Below are 14,265 nucleotides of genomic sequence, written 5' to 3' on the forward strand. Positions count from 1 at the left end.
AAAGCCCTGGTAAGCAGATGTACGCATTTTACTGCTTTATAGCGATCCGTAAGATCGCACCCAATCCATGAGGCTACAGGAGGACACAAATCACTTGTACGCTATTGAATCCGAAGCGGGCACTGAGCAGGCTGATCACTCAGTTTCAACCTCCCGCGTAGTTCCAATGGGCATTAGCGCATGTGCCCTGATGATCGCAGTGGATTATTTGTTTTCGGGCAATTGGAGTGGTGCCCCGTACTACTTCCTGGCAGGATTGACACTGGCCCTCACCGCCTTTCTGGGAAGAAAAGCCAGAAGCAGGAAAACTATTTCAGGCAGTAAAACAGGTGAGGACATGCTCAATACGGCAGCGAATGTTCACAGCCAGGAAAGGACATAGGATAAGTCCGAAATTTGATTCCGAAAAGGAAATCATTGTTTTCATTTCAAAACGTGCCGGCACCCGAATAACAACTATTAAGTGCCGACACCCATAAGTACCGACACTCAATTTTCATCTCCCAGCAATTCAACAAAGAACTATCTGGACAAATATTCGCCAGGGCATCAGCTGTTATCAGCGCGTTGAAATTCTAACCTTGTGGGATATGCCGGTCTTGTACGAAGTCGGCGGTCAATTGTTCCGGTGGAAGAGGTTTGAATGGCAGGACCAGACGGTGATCAGTTGGTTTGGCAACTGCAAACATGCTTTGCCCGGTTTCGTGGGCGCGCAGGGAATACACCAGCCCTACCAGCATGCAAGTTACCAACAGGGCCGTCAGTAGCGTTTTAAAGCCCAGGTCGAGTAACGGAAGAGTGGCTACAGCGTCACGCATCATTCTCGAGTGTCCAGTCACTATGTATATAAGATAAACACTCACAGTCTACCAACCCATCCACAAAACGCTGTGGATACTCGGTAGCCTTTTGTTACTCTAATTTGTGCAAATGCAAAAATATTTCAATTGGCTGATCAACAAACAACCAGATTGTTAATTGCTGTTCCTGTATTGATCTTTCGCAACAGAGAACTGTCTTTGTCTTTTGTACTATAAACATGAAGGCAGTAGCGCCTGGCAGGCAAATCAGCAATCAGGCGCTACAAATACAGATAGTTGTTAGTACCAATCCGTTAACAGAATTCCAATCCCTATACGTTTGGTGCGATGGTTGTAATCGAGAAGGCTCTCTCCGTAACCATTGTAATATTGAATGTAACCTTTAAGTCTTCCGCCTAAAGGGAAGCTGTACGAAAGCTCCACCGAAGTTTTATTGTCATCTGTCCGGAAGTTGTTGAACAAACGCATGTTGTAAACTGCGTCTTTATCCTCTCTCTTATAGGTAACCCCAAACTCACTGTAACCCAGGTAGCTTTCAATATCGGGGTTGTCATCTTTGCTTTCATCTTCTGGAAGTCGCCACCACGGGCGCACCATTAACGCCAGATTCCCTTTGTTGAATATCATCCCGGCGAATATCCGGTTCCAGCTTCTGGACAATGGATCAGAACGACCGTTGGACTGATGGTTGATACCTACTGCATAGTATTCGGATGAATACCCGAACAGGCTGAGCGGCTCCTTATACAGCAAGATCAGCTCTGGCTCGTAATTACTCTCTCTAAACGGTGCAGACTGCTCCTGGTTATATACCTGCCAATAGGATCGTTGGGTGTAGGCAAACCACAAACTGGTGGAGTCCGGTAAGAAATTTCGGGCCAGCTGAACTTTAAAGCTTATTTGAAACTTTGCCTCTGACCTATCCACATCCTCAAATTTATCCACTCGCTCCTGTGTCGGCGAATATGGCCCCTTGTTGGGGTTATGGTTATAGGTATACAGCAGAATATAGTTTGGATGATGAGGAATAATGATAAAGCGGTTATCACTGATATTCTGTTCAAATTTCAAGCGACGATCCAATGCGTCCCCTTCCTCGGCTCCGTTTTCGCTCCCATCGGTTTCCGTCTTGTCCGAAGACATTTGGTTCCACTTCTCGGCAAAGCGGTCATAGCACGCAAGTCGGTCAGAAGTATCTTCTATGTTCTTGCAATCAGAGAAGCGAACCTCGTCGACCTCTTCAGCAAGACTATTGCCTGCAATGCTCATTAAAATTGCGAGTGTGCCAGCGATGTTCTTCAACGCATATTTTGTGTCTTGCGCTAATGACAATGACCTAAGATCCATTTGGTTGATAGCCTTAAAGTTCTCAAGTGAGTCTCAAATATTCATTTCAACATGCCTGTCGGCATTTAATCGCGATTAGCGACATGCTCTATATCTATTGTCGATAACCGGCTTTCATGGGCATTCTTCAAATCCACAGATAACCTTCAAATTCATAGCACCCTCAAACGTCATAAACACTTCAAACTTCATAGACACTTCATCAATTGTCATGGACAGACCTCCAGACAAAAGAGTATGATTACTGTATATTTAAACAGTATTTTTTGACAAGGTGGCAATCATGGTTGATCTAGTGAAAGCAAAAAGCAGAGGCACCCTTTCAAATCCTGATAACCGTTTTTCCCGCCAGACATCTCATCCGGATGAAGGGGTCTCCATCATTGCCAGAAGCGGTAATCGATCTGCCCGTCATTCTATGCCATTGGATGAAATAGCTTCAGTAAGAACATTGAATACTGAATACATTGAACAACAATGCCGATCCATTGTTTCAAGCAATAATTCCCCGGACCTCCCTTTTAATCAGTCCATCAACCCGTATCAGGGCTGCGAACATGGATGTATATACTGCTATGCACGTCCAACCCATGAATATCTGGACCTGTCTCTGGGCCTGGACTTTGAAACCAAGATTCACTTCAAATCCAATGCAGTCATTCAACTGGAAAAATTCCTGAGCCGCCCGGGGTATCGCTGCGAGCCTATCAACATTGGTGCGAATACAGATCCATACCAGCAGGTTGAAAGACAGCAGGGTATCACCAGAAGCCTCCTCGAATTGCTTTTGGAATGTCGCCACCCGGTGACCATTATTACCAAAGGAAGCCTGATTCTCAGAGATATCGATCTGCTAAAGGCCATGGCCAAGCTCAATCTGGTCAAAGTCATGATCAGCGTCACCAGCCTTTCCGCCGAACTCAAGAGTTCTCTGGAACCCCGGGCCGCAGCCCCACAGACTCGGCTGAGAGTCATTGAAACGTTGGCTTTGGCTGGAGTACCTGTCGGCGTTCTGATGGCACCCATCATACCAGCCATCAACGATATGGAAATCGAAAAAATCATTGAACATTGCGCAACAGCCGGTGCCGGCACCATGCACTACGTATTACTGAGATTACCTTTCCAGCTGGAAACACTGTTCAATGACTGGCTTGACGAATATTACCCTGACAGAAAGCACAAGGTCCTCCACCTGTTGGAACAATGTCATAACGGCCAGATTTACCAGTCCGAGTTCGGCGTCCGGCAAACCGGTACGGGCATTTACGCACGCATGATCAATCAACGCTTCAGTCTTGCCTGTCAAAAGTTCGGAATTAACCATAAGCGTGAAGCCCGCTTGCGGACAGATCTATTTACGCCTCCCAGAAACAGTCAGCAAATTGATCTGTTCGCAAACTAACCACTCTATAAGGCCAAACTCAGGCAAATACGGTGACCGTCTGCTGACTTAAGGCAATCAGTTCGCCTTTCGAGTTCCAGAGCTTGGAATGGGTATATCCATACCCGTCTCCGGCGGTTTCGACATAAGCCTGGTACAGGCACTTTTCCAGAACTTCTATTCTCGGTGCTGGATGTACGAATTGAATGGTCCAGGTCAGCGTGCTCGCCGGTACAGGTTTGTCTACCCATGGAAGGGTTGCAGGAGGCCAGGCATCGACAAGTCCGAGTATCTCAGCTTCAGTAATGGCAGGCATAGCCTCACGGTAAGATATCCAGCCCCCCATTTCGCGGGAACGAATTCCTGAGAACGGCAATCCCCCGTAGGCATACTGAAAAAGAAAATGCTCTGTGAAATCCGGCGTGACACCTTTAATGAATGGGAGGACCTGGCATTCTTCAGGCATTTTGGCCTGAGGCATAGAAGCTCCCTCGGCATTGATTACCGACTCCCTAGCCGAACCGAAAGCGCCGGTCACCAGCACCTTAACCTGTCCATCCTGAATGCCACGGCCTTCAACCACCGATACAGCTTTCCCCTCTCTTAACAGGTCGGTACCGATAGAAAGCGGCCCAGGTTCAACCGGGCCAATAAAATTAATTGCAAGATTTCGGATAGGTTTTCCCTCACCCGCCTGCAATTTCATCGCCTGAAATACTAACGCAGCCACCAGCCCACCAAATGTAGCTCGACCCTGTCCCCAGTTATCGGGTACATCAATCAAAATATTGGGCTCGTTAATTTGACCAACAGCATCAGAAAACAACATAGGAATTAGACCTGACAATGAGTAAGTTAACCAATGTTTACAGGTAAAACATAAAAGATCAAGTCGCTTACTTCGCCGAAATTGAGCAGAAAACACCCAAAACGTAGATTTATTACGTAACGATTACTAAAGTACTACTCTATTTAGGGCCATCATCAGTTAAAATTCCTATATAATCTCCAACTACAAAATTTTCGTTCTCGAGTCGTTGTAACTGTAATTACCCAAAACAGATTTCATTATCAGCGACAGAAAATGATCGCGAGCGCCTTACAAGGGCACCGTTGTTGATCCTGCCGCAACCACGTAGGGAAAATCATGACTGATACAAAATCTAAAATTATTTACACCAAAACCGACGAAGCTCCAGCTCTAGCTACCTATTCTCTTCTCCCCATTATCCAATCATTCACTGCCGCCGCTGATATTGAAGTAGAAACCAGCGACATTTCTCTGGCAGCAAGGATTCTGGCGACTTTCCCGGAGAACCTGACAGCAGAGCAAAAAGTCCCCGACGCCCTGGCAGAACTGGGTGAGCTGACATTGCGTCCGGAAGCTAACATCATCAAGCTTCCCAACGTCAGTGCTTCAATTCCTCAGCTGAAAGCTGCCATCAAGGAATTGAAGGAACAAGGTTATGACATTCCTGAGTTCCCTGATGAGCCTCAGACTGATGCAGAAAAAGAAATTCGCAGCCGCTATTCAAAGGTTCTGGGCAGCGCCGTAAACCCTGTTATCCGTCAAGGAAACTCAGACCGCCGCGCACCCACCTCTGTTAAAGAATATGCCCGCAAGCACCCACACTCCATGGGCAAGTGGAGTCAGGCTTCCCGCACTCATGTTGCCCATATGTGGGACCATGACTTCTTCCACGGCGAGAAATCCACCGTAGTGGAAAAAGACGGCAACGTTCGTATCGAGTTCGTTGGTAAAGACGGTCAGGTCAAGGTCATGAAAGAGACGACACCGTTACTGAAAGGTGAAGTCATTGACGGCATGTTCATGAGCATCAAGCACCTGCGTAAGTTCCTGGAAGAGGAAATGGAAGGTGCCAGAAGAGCCGGCCTGCTGTTCTCCCTGCATGTAAAAGCCACCATGATGAAGGTTTCACACCCTATCGTGTTTGGTCATGCAGTCACCGTATACTTTAAAGACGTCTTTGAGAAACACGGAGAACTGTTCAAGGAAATCGGTGTTAACCCGAACAATGGTCTGAGCAACGTTCACCAGAAAATCGAAACGCTGCCACTCTCCAAGCGCATGGAAATCGAAGCGGATATCCGCGCCTGCTACCAGAACCGTCCCGAAATCGCGATGGTGGATTCCGATAAAGGTATTTCCAACCTGCACGTTCCCAGCGATGTTATCGTTGATGCGTCCATGCCGGCCATGATTCGTGTTGGCGGTAAAATGTGGGGCGCCGACGGCAAACTGAAAGATACCAAGGCCGTTATTCCAGAAAGTACCTACGCCACCATTTACCAGGAAGTTATCAATTTCTGTAAGCACCACGACGCATTCGACCCAACGACCATGGGCACCGTGGCCAACGTGGGTCTGATGGCACAACAGGCCGAAGAATACGGCTCACACGACAAAACTTTCGAGCTACATGCAGACGGTATCATGCGTGTGGTCGACGAAGACGGCAACACTCTGCTTGAACACAACGTTGAGACCGGCGACATCTGGCGCATGTGTCAGACCAAAGACCTGCCTATTCAGGATTGGGTCAAGCTGGCCGTAAACCGCGCACGTCTGACAGGCTGGCCTGCCATCTTCTGGCTGGACGAAGAGCGTGCCCACGATGCCCAGATGATCAAGAAAGTGAAGCGCTACCTGCAGGATCATGACACTGAAGGTCTGGACATCCAGATCATGTGTCCGGATACAGCCATTCGTTACACTATGGAACGTCTGATCCGTGGCAAGAACACCATCTCCGTAACCGGTAACGTTCTCCGTGATTACCTGACTGACCTGTTCCCGATTCTGGAACTGGGCACCAGCGCCAAAATGCTTTCCATCGTTCCTCTGATGGCAGGCGGCGGTCTGTTTGAAACCGGTGCCGGCGGATCTGCTCCGAAGCACGTTCAACAGTTCGTGGAAGAAAACCACCTGCGTTGGGATTCACTGGGAGAATTCCTTGCTATCGCGGTATCCCTGGAAGACCTGGGAATCAAAAACAGCAACGAACGCGCTAAAATCCTGGGTGAAACTCTCGACAAAGCAACCGGTAAACTGCTGGAGACCAATAAATCTCCATCACGTAAGGTCGGCGAAATCGACAACCGTGGCAGCCACTTCTACCTGACCATGTACTGGGCCCAGGAACTGGCGGCACAGACCCAGGATGCCGAGCTGGCAGCCAAGTTCGCACCAATTGCCAAGGCGCTGGCAGAGAACGAAGAAAAGATCGCTGCGGAGCTGAATACAGCTCAAGGCCAGCCAGTCGATATGGGAGGTTACTACCACCCGGATTTCGATAAAGCGACCCGTGCAATGCGTCCAAGCGAGACCTTCAACTCAATCCTGGCCAGCCTGTCCTGAGCCAGCAGAATACCTGAGTTGAACGCTCTGAGTTAATGTCCTGAAGCATCAGGCATTAACAGGCAGACATAGACAGAAAAGCCCCGGAGGTTACCCTACCGGGGCTTTTTTTTACCAGATCAAACTGTCTTCAGGTTTTATTTCACCTGCACATCAACCCAGACCAGTCGGTGATCTGAGCTGACGCTGCCACCATCCCCGGTCAGTCGATACAACTCGCTCTTGGTGTCGGGCCAGAATACAGCAGAGTCAGAGATGGTCATATTCGCCGATGGCAACACATAATCGACCCGTAAATTACCGGGATTGCCATCAAAAAAATCCGCTGTATCCTGCGCACGGTTCCCTAGCTGCCACTCGTTGGCTTCTCCTTGAATAAAAGCCGCTTCCACCGAGCCCAGACTGGTTGGCGTTCGATGAACATTGATCAGAGGATGATTCAATAACAGAGCGACCGGGTTATTGGTCGCATCGCCATCGAACGCATCCGCATTCATGTCACCCAGGATCACAAAACGGGAATGCCTGGGCAGACCTCCACGATAACCTCGGTCGTCCCGGATGTACCGGCTCTTGTAACCTCCCTGGATATAATCCGCCCAAAACCTGATCTCATCATGGTTACGGGTTCCATTTCGGTCCTCTGGTCCATCAAATACGGGAGGTGTCGGGTGACTGGCCAGGATATGGACTATTCGCCCGGCGACCAGCAAAGGAATATCCCAATGGCTTTTTGAGGATAATCTTACGACGCCCAACTCCTGCGGACTGAACCAATCATGCGGCTCAGGAGTCTCCGGGTTGTCCGGTAGCATTGCCCCCGGCATATCTTTCCAGAGAAAGTTCTGAAAGGTTCGGACATGCCATTTCAGAATCGGGTACCTGGAGTACACCACCATACCGTATTGCCCGGCAAACGTACCGAATCCGAAGGCATCGTTTGCCAGATCAAATCCACTTTCCCCAACGATGCCGTCATTGTTCAGGTCGAATCCTGAAGGAATCCCGGTGTTCGAAGGAGCTAAATAGACGTATGGGTATTCAACAGGTTCCGCACCGTGCTGACTCAGACTCAAATAATTCTGTTGAAATAACCGGGCTGCTTCACCGTCCTGATCATAATCAAATTCATTGATTAACAATACGTCCGGCCGGGCTCTCTGAATGATTTCCGCGACAGCCTGAGCCTGCGCATTACCAGAATCAGATAGGTCACTGATCAATTCTCCCCCGGAATTACGATTCAGGGATGCATTAAAAGTCGCAAACCGCACATGATTGCCAGTGGTTCGGTCATACTCTGCGGCCTGGGCCGAGCCGCATAGCATTGTTAGGGCCAGTACAAGGGAAAATCCAATTTGCCTGGGCAAGAAGTCTTTCATGCTTTCATCCTTTGCTTGTCTTATTGAGGCTTGTAATTCACCCTGCAAGACTGCAACAAAGCAATGACATCAGCGAGAAAAAAAGATGACACAAAAATGACAAAGATGGGAACCAATTCATGTATTCCCTACCCAGCGAACCTGACCGGCCTCATAACAGATCAGCAATACTGTCAATCACCTGTGCCGTTTCGGGCAATCGATCAAGATCCCTAGACTGAAACTTTCCGGTTTTAACAAGACATCCCTGCAACCCGGCCCGTACAGCTCCCTCCACATCACCTAACACATCATCCCCGACCATGAGACAGTCCCGTGGCGGGAACCCCGTGGCATCAACCACCTGCTCAAAAAAAGCCTTACTCGGTTTTCCCATAATGACCGCTTGAGTGTCCGTCGCCCACTCCAGAGCCTGGATGAATGGCCCTGCATCCAACATTAATCCTTCATCATCCTTAAAATACTTGTTCAACCCAATACCTATGAGCGGAGCACCCTGCATGCAGATTCGAAAGGCATGATTAAGGTTGGCATAATTCAGATCATCTCTGGCATCTCCCAGCAGCACGCAGTCGGGGTTTGACTGATCCAGATCTTCGAATTCCTTCCGAATAGCCTCGTGCACAAGACAATAGGGCCTCAGCCCATGATGTTGAATATAGCGCTTGGCAGCCAACGGCGCGGTGAAAAGTTCTTCCGGTTCCACATGGATATTCATGTCTTGAAGAAGGGACAGCACGTCAGCAGCCGGTCGGCTGGCGGTATTGGTGACAAATCGCAGAATCAACCCGGCATCACGAGCTCGTCGGACGAAGTCTGAAGCTCCGGGAATTGGTTGCGTGCCTTCATACAACACGCCACTGAGGTCCAGTAGCAATGCCTTGAATGGGAGAGTCATCACGAACGCCTCCTAAAATTCCGCATAGCTTTACTGTAAACCAGGGATCAATATTCGGCCAGGGCAACCGCCAGCTCTATGACCGACACACACTTTAACGGTCGCTGCCGGCGGTCTCCGCACCTAATAAAATACGGCCAACCAAATCGTTTCGTTTTCAGGGTCAGTCCAACTTACTTTATGTTTTTGCCGGGCGGGAATATCCAGATAGTCACCCGTCCGCAACCTGACATCATTTCCATTATCAAAACTGATGACAGCCTCTCCCTTTACAACCATTACCCACTCATGTTGCTCTTGATCATACCAGCCGGTTTCCGGAGAACGATGGCCCAGGGAAATGATACGTTCAATTTTAACCTGAGAGTTTCCTGCCAAACGCTCAAACACTTCCGCCGATAAATCCTGAGGGATTGAATCAAATATATTTCTCACTGGATCATTGCGATCGCTTTGCATAGATATGCATCACTATTCATAGGCAAGCGTCACCATTCATGGGAAAACACCATTACTCAAAGGAAAACATCACTACTCATAAAGAAACATCACATTGATAGACAAATATCAAAGTTCGCAGATAGCCATCAACAGATTTAAGCAGCCATCGTAATACCTCTACCCAGGTTTTCCAGAGACAGGTCTCGGAATCAGATCATAAGCATTTTATCGTAGTGAAATATACCTTGCCCTGAGCAGAAACAGAGCAATGGCCAATAGTAGCAGAGAGAGGTTTTCAGGTTCTGGCAGATTGGCATTTGAATCCAGCTCGAGACCTATACGATGGCTGAAGCTTTCCCTGTCGCGACGCATATAGCCGCCCCATGTGCTTCGGAGATACATGAAGGGATCAAATATGTCCAGGAAGATGCCAATATCAGTAGCCGCTCTGAAAGTGGCGAACTCCAAAGACAAAAAAACAAATTCATTTGAGTCTTTCAGCTCAGGCAGAAAGTCAGCACTTTGAGAGAAGCCGACAGTATCATTCACCACCTCCTGCCATAGGCTGTCTTTAGGGCTACCGACACTATCATCGTCCGGATTAATCCGGGGTTCTTCAATGGCGTTATTAAAGTTATACCCGGTAAGAATCAGATGAACGGGGTCATACTCAACTTCCGAATCAAAAGCCGTAAGAGAATTGGCAGCCTCAACACCTTGCTCGGGCATTGACTCGGGCATTGAATAGTAAAGTGAAAAAGTATCCTCCATCGCCGGAGAGGACAGTTCCGGAGAAATCTCGACAACAGTTGCCGAAGTTGTCCGCACTGCAGACAACATTATCCATAATAGCAATGCTGTTAATTTGGTCATGACAAACACCCGAAACACTTCCCTGACGTCGGATAATTTCCCAGGGGTATAAGATCATGCTGAACTTTGCAAAAACCGGTTACACACCACTTTCGTCCTGTGTGAACCAACGCAACTAGAGAAGGGATATGGATATGCAGATGGCTATCAAGTGTCCCTACTCAATCGTTACTGGTTATCATACGAACGAAACGTATGTCTGGTTTCCATGTAAGACTTTATCAAGCCATAGAAATCTTATCGGGTCAACATCCCAGGGTAGTTCGTCATCTAAAATTCACCGTTTTTCAATAAATTCCCAGAAGTTAGCGGGACGATTCACACGATTTACGACAATTCGTTGTAGCGCTTTTGCATTTCTTCAGGAGAAACTTTCTCAATGCTGTGCCCAATCAACCAGCGATGACCAAACGGGTCACGAATAGTACCGGAGCGTTCACCATAGAAATGGTCTTCCGGCGCTCTCTCCAGCATCGCACCGTGTTCCACCGCACGATTTACCAATGCATCCGCATCATCCACATGAAGGTGAATGGTGACCGATGTACCGCCGAAACGCTCGGGGGAACCTGTACCACACTCGGGGAATTCATCACACAGCATTAACGTCATGCCGTTAAAATCCAGTTCCACATGACCGATACGACCGCCAGGCTCGGTCAAACGAAACTTCTCAGTGACACCAAACACCCTGATATAGAAATCCACCGCCGCGTTCGCATCTGATACGCAAAGATAGGGAAACATCTCATGAATCTTCGTCATTACTTTTCCTCATTGGTTGTGTGTCTGGGTAAAGCCAATTAGGTTTCTATAAGCAAAATAGGTAAATCCTGAATTGGACTGACTCCTAAATTCTGTCGCCGTTCACCACCCGTGTCTTGAAGAAAATTGACCTGCTTATCCTGACAATCATGTTTGTGAAGATGGAGGAAGTTTGACGTGATGAGAAGAAGGCGGGGCAATCTCCCGGAACTTAGAAGGGGTCAGTCCAGACATTTCCTTAAAGCTGCGACTGAAATGCGCCTGATCGCTGAAGCCAGCAATCTGCGCAAGATCCGCCATAGGGTACTGGATATTTTCAGAGAGTAGCTTCATCAGCGACTGGAAGCGCAATATCCTGCAATAGACTTTAGGTGTGATGCCTAAGGCCTGACGAAACAGGGAAATAAAGTGCCGATGGCTATACCCCGTGTATTCAACCACCGATTCGACACTCTCCATGGCTTGGAATCGCACCAGCGCGTCGGCCACAACTGGATGTAGTCCATTTGTGGCAGGCAATCTGCTGCACAGTATCGCTTCCATTCTATTCAGCTGTTGTTCGGCCCCACTTGCTTCCAGCAGTTGCTCCCTCACTAAAACGGATTCCCTTCCCCACAATGCTTCGACAGAAGTATGCCGCTCGGACAGCTCCTCTGCCGGGGTTCCGAACAATAACGATGCTGTACCGGGCTGTAGAACAACGCCAACCGAACAGGAGGGCGCGGAAATATCACGAATGTAATAGCGGGATCGAATCCCCCCCAACACTGACAGACTGAGAGTGCGTCCCTCCAAATCCTGAGAATCGCTGAAGGTCTTCAATGGAGATGAAGAGAGCCTGAATGCCAGATGCATGTTGCCCGTGGGCAGAACATGCTCACGCTCACCAGATTGGCACTGCACCGGATCGCAGTGATCCAGTGCCCAGAGTTCTTTCACAAAGGGGCGAAGTGATGGGTGTGCTGGCCGTCGAATCATCATTCTGGTTTACCTTCCCGCCTTTTGCTTGTCACTTTTCCTCTTTTCAGTTTTTCCCATTTTTCTCAGACGGACAGTGATCCTTCCCTGAAATCGGACTTATCCAGGATAACATTAATCAATACCGGCTTACCTGCTCCCGCAAGTTTCTTGGCCTTGGTCAGAGTGGCCCGGATATTTTTGGGGTCATCCAGTAACAGCGCCTCCCCCCCATATCCTTTGGCCACAATGTGATAGTCCGACTGGCGAAGTACCACCCCCACATCATCCTCCAATACCTTGACCTGGTCACGGGCAATCTGATTCCAGCAACCGTCATTACCAACAACGGCAATCACACCTCGGCCGTGACGTACAAAGGTATCGAATTCGGCCAGCGAATACGCGGAAGAGCCGTCTCCATATATGATCCATATTTCTGAGTCCGGTCGGATGGCAGAAGCGCCGAGGGCAAATCCACCTCCCACGCCCAAAGTTCCGAACACTCCAGGATCCAGCCAACTCAATGGCCGCCTAGGCTGCAGAATATAAGAGGCAGTGGCAACAAAATCGCCCCCATCTGCAATGATCACTGCGTGCTCTTCCATCTTGGTGTCCAATATCTGAAACAACTCAAGCGGATTGATATGCCCATTGTGCTGTTTAGCCTGCTGCTGAATTTCCTGATTGCGCTGACGATCCGTGCTGGCAAGAGCCTGCATCCAGGATGCAAAACTATCAGAATCAGCTTTCAAATGACTGGAAAGCCGGCAGATAAATTCCGAGGGACTACCCCACACCGGAATATTGGGCATTCGGTTTTTAAATAGATCTGAGCGGCTTAAATTGACCGATACCAGCGTTGCTCGTCGGTTAATATGGCTACCGTAGTCCAGCCTGAAATCGCAGGGCACACCGGCAAGAAGAACAAAGTCCGCATCCCTCAGCGCCTGCTTGCGTCGATGTCGGCACTGTAAGGGGTGATTTCGTCCCAACAGCCCACGCGCCATGCCCGACAAAAAGACAGGAATCCCAAGGTGCTCAATCGCCTCCACCAACTTATCCAGTTGCCGGGGCTGATTCACTGCCTGGCTGCCTATCACCATGACGGGAGCATTCGCATGACGCAGTTTGCGTGCGGTCAGACGAGCCAGAGATTCTATATTGACCAGTTCCAGTGCTTCTTCGGCCATCCCCGTCAGACGAAGGGACAGCTGTTTAGCCTCGGCGAGCGGGACAAAACCGGCATCTTCCTGTTTGAATAGCTGCTGCGTATGGTAATCGAGATATTTCTGGATGGCTTTTTGAGCCAAGCCGCCCTTTCCCTGCTCACTTCCCTTGATACCATACCACTCCCTTACCAGGGATTCCGGATACAGAATATCGAGTGGCAGCTCAACAAATACCGGTCCGGGAACACCCGATTGGGCGGTTTCAAATGCCAGCGTCAGAGTGGAGGCGATATCCCGAACCTTTTTTACCGAGTAGGTGGCTTTAACATGAGGCGACATCAGACTGATCTGGTCAATGTCCTGCAGCGATCCTCGTCCTCGCAACACAGTGGCACTGGCACCTCCCAGGAGTACTAAGGGAGACTGGGCAAGTTGGGCATTTTTAATCGCGGTGACAGCGTTGGTGACCCCCGGCCCCGCAGTAACGGCAGCGACGCCGGGGATTCCTGAAAGGCGGGACACGGCGTCGGCCGCAAAGACAGCGGAGGCTTCATGACGGGTATCCCATACCTTAATTCCCAGCTCCCGGCATCCCGAAAGAATGGGAGAGATGTGTCCACCGCATAAGGTAAAGAGATGCTCCACTCCCTGCTCTCTGATTGTCTCTGCTACAATGAGTCCACCATGCTGCATGACCTTGTCTCCTTATTATTCTCTTGCCTTGAAACAGCATAGCAATCATTTGATTTTCATAAAATAAATACGTGCTTCCCGCACTTTTACAACATCACCACAGTGCGATGGACTATGTCACTTTTCTCTACATAATTACACAGGATTTTTATC

Annotated in this window: 13 protein-coding genes; 3 read left to right on the plus strand and 10 right to left on the minus strand. The window is 49.0% G+C overall.

Translation table 11 applies throughout. The features are described 5' to 3' along the window. The first annotated feature begins 94 nt into the window (after window positions 1-94). Window positions 95-382 carry a hypothetical protein gene (locus BTA51_RS19820; protein WP_094710460.1) on the plus strand — a complete coding sequence of 96 codons (288 nt, stop codon included), beginning with the start codon at window positions 95-97 and terminating at the stop codon, window positions 380-382. A 193-nt stretch (window positions 383-575) separates the two neighbouring features. On the opposite strand, the gene BTA51_RS19825 is transcribed toward BTA51_RS19820, so the two are convergent. Both BTA51_RS19825 and BTA51_RS19830 read right to left on the minus strand, forming a co-directional pair. Further along, window positions 576-821 carry a hypothetical protein gene (locus BTA51_RS19825; protein WP_094710462.1) on the minus strand — a complete coding sequence of 82 codons (246 nt, stop codon included), beginning with the start codon at window positions 819-821 and terminating at the stop codon, window positions 576-578. Between the two features lie 279 nt (window positions 822-1,100). Then, the gene (locus BTA51_RS19830; protein WP_246841104.1) at window positions 1,101-2,090 is read right to left on the minus strand and encodes a phospholipase A; all 990 of its coding nucleotides are present in this window, start codon (window positions 2,088-2,090) and stop codon (window positions 1,101-1,103) included. Window positions 2,091-2,451: 361 nt separating this feature from the next. On the opposite strand from BTA51_RS19830, the gene BTA51_RS19835 reads away from it, so the two are divergent. After that, window positions 2,452-3,573, plus strand: a complete 1,122-nt coding sequence (locus BTA51_RS19835) for a PA0069 family radical SAM protein (protein WP_094710466.1) — start codon at window positions 2,452-2,454, stop codon at window positions 3,571-3,573. A gap of 19 nt (window positions 3,574-3,592) precedes the next feature. On the opposite strand, the gene BTA51_RS19840 is transcribed toward BTA51_RS19835, so the two are convergent. Continuing rightward, window positions 3,593-4,381 (minus strand): acyl-CoA thioesterase II, encoded by a 789-nt coding sequence (locus BTA51_RS19840; protein WP_094710468.1) that lies wholly within the window; start codon window positions 4,379-4,381, stop codon window positions 3,593-3,595. Between the two features lie 318 nt (window positions 4,382-4,699). Here BTA51_RS19840 and BTA51_RS19845 point away from each other — a divergent pair, with 318 nt between their 5' ends. Then, a complete protein-coding gene (locus BTA51_RS19845) occupies window positions 4,700-6,931 on the plus strand; it encodes an NADP-dependent isocitrate dehydrogenase (protein ID WP_094710470.1) in 2,232 nt (743 codons plus the stop codon). Window positions 6,932-7,068: 137 nt separating this feature from the next. On the opposite strand, the gene BTA51_RS19850 is transcribed toward BTA51_RS19845, so the two are convergent. From BTA51_RS19850 to BTA51_RS19880, 7 genes are all read right to left on the minus strand, one after another. Then, complete coding sequence (locus BTA51_RS19850) at window positions 7,069-8,313, minus strand: endonuclease/exonuclease/phosphatase family protein (RefSeq protein WP_210404881.1); 1,245 nt, start codon at window positions 8,311-8,313, stop codon at window positions 7,069-7,071. A 151-nt stretch (window positions 8,314-8,464) separates the two neighbouring features. Beyond that, window positions 8,465-9,211, minus strand: a complete 747-nt coding sequence (locus BTA51_RS19855) for a TIGR01458 family HAD-type hydrolase (RefSeq protein WP_094710472.1) — start codon at window positions 9,209-9,211, stop codon at window positions 8,465-8,467. A 123-nt stretch (window positions 9,212-9,334) separates the two neighbouring features. Continuing rightward, on the minus strand, window positions 9,335-9,670 hold the full coding sequence (locus BTA51_RS19860) for a cupin domain-containing protein (RefSeq protein WP_210404882.1): 336 nt from the start codon (window positions 9,668-9,670) through the stop codon (window positions 9,335-9,337). A gap of 207 nt (window positions 9,671-9,877) precedes the next feature. Continuing rightward, window positions 9,878-10,525 (minus strand): hypothetical protein, encoded by a 648-nt coding sequence (locus BTA51_RS19865; RefSeq protein WP_094710473.1) that lies wholly within the window; start codon window positions 10,523-10,525, stop codon window positions 9,878-9,880. Between the two features lie 327 nt (window positions 10,526-10,852). Next, window positions 10,853-11,290 (minus strand): VOC family protein, encoded by a 438-nt coding sequence (locus BTA51_RS19870; RefSeq protein ID WP_094710475.1) that lies wholly within the window; start codon window positions 11,288-11,290, stop codon window positions 10,853-10,855. Between the two features lie 147 nt (window positions 11,291-11,437). Further along, window positions 11,438-12,271, minus strand: a complete 834-nt coding sequence (locus BTA51_RS19875; RefSeq protein WP_094710477.1) for a helix-turn-helix domain-containing protein — start codon at window positions 12,269-12,271, stop codon at window positions 11,438-11,440. A gap of 62 nt (window positions 12,272-12,333) precedes the next feature. Beyond that, complete coding sequence (locus BTA51_RS19880) at window positions 12,334-14,112, minus strand: thiamine pyrophosphate-binding protein (protein ID WP_094710479.1); 1,779 nt, start codon at window positions 14,110-14,112, stop codon at window positions 12,334-12,336. Window positions 14,113-14,265 lie beyond the last annotated feature (153 nt).

The sequence above is a fragment of the Hahella sp. CCB-MM4 genome (assembly GCF_002260525.1).
Classification (GTDB): Bacteria; Pseudomonadota; Gammaproteobacteria; order Pseudomonadales; family Oleiphilaceae; genus Hahella.

Bases quoted from the DNA above. Each gene is read 5' to 3' on its own strand.
- BTA51_RS19825 (WP_094710462.1), bottom strand. From the start codon at position 821: ATGATGCGTGACGCTGTAGCCACTCTTCCGTTACTCGACCTGGGCTTT.
- BTA51_RS19830 (WP_246841104.1), bottom strand. From the start codon at position 2,090: ATGAGCATTGCAGGCAATAGTCTTGCTGAAGAGGTCGACGAGGTTCGC.
- BTA51_RS19835 (WP_094710466.1), top strand. From the start codon at position 2,452: ATGGTTGATCTAGTGAAAGCAAAAAGCAGAGGCACCCTTTCAAATCCT.
- BTA51_RS19840 (WP_094710468.1), bottom strand. From the start codon at position 4,381: ATGTTGTTTTCTGATGCTGTTGGTCAAATTAACGAGCCCAATATTTTG.
- BTA51_RS19845 (WP_094710470.1), top strand. From the start codon at position 4,700: ATGACTGATACAAAATCTAAAATTATTTACACCAAAACCGACGAAGCT.
- BTA51_RS19850 (WP_210404881.1), bottom strand. From the start codon at position 8,313: ATGAAAGACTTCTTGCCCAGGCAAATTGGATTTTCCCTTGTACTGGCC.
- BTA51_RS19855 (WP_094710472.1), bottom strand. From the start codon at position 9,211: ATGACTCTCCCATTCAAGGCATTGCTACTGGACCTCAGTGGCGTGTTG.
- BTA51_RS19860 (WP_210404882.1), bottom strand. From the start codon at position 9,670: ATGCAAAGCGATCGCAATGATCCAGTGAGAAATATATTTGATTCAATC.
- BTA51_RS19865 (WP_094710473.1), bottom strand. From the start codon at position 10,525: ATGACCAAATTAACAGCATTGCTATTATGGATAATGTTGTCTGCAGTG.
- BTA51_RS19870 (WP_094710475.1), bottom strand. From the start codon at position 11,290: ATGACGAAGATTCATGAGATGTTTCCCTATCTTTGCGTATCAGATGCG.
- BTA51_RS19875 (WP_094710477.1), bottom strand. From the start codon at position 12,271: ATGATGATTCGACGGCCAGCACACCCATCACTTCGCCCCTTTGTGAAA.
- BTA51_RS19880 (WP_094710479.1), bottom strand. From the start codon at position 14,112: ATGCAGCATGGTGGACTCATTGTAGCAGAGACAATCAGAGAGCAGGGA.